This is a genomic window from Burkholderia sp. BCC1640, from assembly GCF_902833125.1.
GTDB classification, from domain to species: domain Bacteria; phylum Pseudomonadota; class Gammaproteobacteria; order Burkholderiales; family Burkholderiaceae; genus Burkholderia; species Burkholderia diffusa.
Genome location: NZ_CADFEF010000075.1, coordinates 1 through 2,204 on the forward strand (window position 1 = coordinate 1; position 2,204 = coordinate 2,204).

2 protein-coding genes are annotated in these 2,204 nt (G+C 58.3%); one reads left to right on the forward strand and one right to left on the reverse strand.

Annotated features, from left to right (window positions below; translation table 11 throughout):
* Nucleotides 1–699 (forward strand): HNH endonuclease (locus tag HWX25_RS32455; protein WP_208457059.1); only part of this gene is annotated, 699 nt, incomplete at its 5' end.
* 99 nt (nt 700–798) lie between these two features.
* Here HWX25_RS32455 and HWX25_RS32460 read toward each other — a convergent pair.
* Entirely contained in the window at nt 799–1,965 is a 1,167-nt protein-coding gene (locus HWX25_RS32460) for a site-specific integrase (protein ID WP_175912660.1), read from the reverse strand.
* Nucleotides 1,966–2,204 lie beyond the last annotated feature (239 nt).

The following is a 2,204-nucleotide window of genomic DNA, read 5'->3' on the forward strand; positions in this document are numbered from 1 at the left end:
AATATGCCCACCGTGATCACCTTTGTATCCCCTGCTCAAAGATTGAGCAGGGCATTCAATCACGTGGGTCAAAATTCGATGAAAATTTTCAGCTCTAGTGGGTCAGTTCTGTGCGGACATCAACACAGTGACACCTACCGTAACGAGAACAGTGTGTACATGAAGTTGATGAACTTCCGGAGCTTGGATCCGGAGTACACAGCCCAGGGCAAGACGGGGCTTACACGGGGAAATAAGGATGAGGCCCTGGTCTGGAACGAGTATTCACGCGACTTGCAGCGACTCGCGGAGGTGGCACAGTTCATCAGAGATGGAATCACCGAACATTCCAATGACATAGACTTGGCGGGGCCGGACGAGCCGGGCATTGAAGAGGCTGAAGAAGGAAGAGTTGCGACGCGGATGCATCGCTTTCGCGAGCGTGATCGGCGGCTCGTTGGTGAGGCTAAGAAGCAAGCGCAAGAGCGGTACGGTCGGCTCTTATGCGTCGCATGCGGTTTTGACTTCTTGAAGAAGTACGGTGAATTGGGTGACGGGGTTATTGATGTTCACCACACGAAGCCAGTTCATACCATGCGGCCTGGCGAGAAAACGAAGGTCAGCGACCTTATCCTCCTTTGCTCTAACTGTCATCGCATTGTGCATTCGAAACGGAAGTGGCTCACGTTGGAGCAGTTGAAAGCGGCACTCGGCCGCTAATGCGTTCACGCGTGCCGGCCATGCGGAGGCGTGCAGACTGAAGGGCGCTATCGCATGGCGGGCGCTATGCCGAGCGAGGCGTAGCCGACGCGAGCCGCGCTAGACGTGTGAGGCTGTGTCGGCATCCGGTAGCAGGCGATCCGCGCATGTCACGAGACGGCGCAGTTCACGGGTTAGTTGCTCGATGGTCAATGGGGTCACTGCCGGATCGGTCGGGCCGTCCAGACGCCTTGCTACGTCGTCAAGCTGTAGGTGCGTGTACCGTTCGAGCATCGTCCAAGTCTTATGTCCGGTAATGCGGGCGACTTCTGGTACGGTCAGCCTGCGCTCGAAGAATCTGGAGGTTGCCTCGTGCCGCAGGTCGTGGAACCGGAAGTCGCGTAGCTCGGCTCGCCGTACGGCGCGAATGAATGAGCGTTTGACGGCTTCGGTCGTGACGCCTGCGAACACTTGACCTGTTCGGTTGCCGTTGGCGTCGAACGCTGTTGGTACGCTTTGGAGAATCATCGCGGCGCGGGCCGACAGAGGAACACCACGAGCCGTGCCGTTCTTCGTCATGGGGAGGCGAGCGTAACGACCGGACAGGCTGATGTGCGCCCAATCGAGTGCGACAATCTCGGACTGCCTCATCGCAGTCTCAAGCGCAAGTTCTACCACTGGCCGGAGATACGGCGCTCGGGCATCGCGGCACGCGGCCAGCAGGGCTGATTCCTCGCCAGTTCGAAGTCGCCTATCTCTAGGTGGAGATTCTTTCGGGCGACGTACCTTCTGGAAGGGGTTTTGAGCTAGCGGAGCAGCCCATTCCTCTATCCCGATTTTCACGACGTGTGCGAGCAGCGTCATGTCTCGCCTAACGGTCGATCCGCTGACAGTTAGCAGGCGGACATCGCGCCATTCCGCGACGCGCTGCCGGTCAAGGTTGATGATGGGGCAGTCGGCTAGCTCATGCTTGAGAAGGCCATTCATTCGGAGGGTTTCTTGCTCGGCTGACCGCTTCAGTGGGGTGACGGTCGCGAGATAGCGCCGCATTAGGTCGCCGAGCGTGCGGTACTGCGCTTCACACTCGGCGGCGATCCGTTGGCGCTCGGTTTCCATCTTCGTCGCGTGGATGCGGCGGCGGATTTCCGCCTCATGCTCATTGAGCCACGCCTCGGCTTCGACTCTGGTAGGGAAGGTGCGAGACAGCGAGGAGAACCCCTTGATCCGAATCTTTGCTTGATACCGGATCTTGTCGCGCTGTCGGGGGCGCGCTTGGATGGTGCCCATACCTGTTCTCCATAGGTGGAGGGTTGAAGGTATCGGCAGTCATGCTGCGTCCACTCGGGGACGAATAGTATGCCACACGGCGTGCACTGCCGTTTCCGATACAAGTTGCTAGAGTGACCCTGCCTCGTTTTCACGTACAGCATCTTATGCAGCGATCAAACCAGCCTCGTAGTCGACGGGGGTAAGGAAGTCGATCGAGGTATGCAGACGTTGCCGATTGTAATAGCCCTCGATCCAAT

Coding starts and splice junctions, on each gene's coding strand:
- HWX25_RS32460 (WP_175912660.1), bottom strand. CDS start 1,965: ATGGGCACCATCCAAGCGCGCCCCCGACAGCGCGACAAGATCCGGTAT.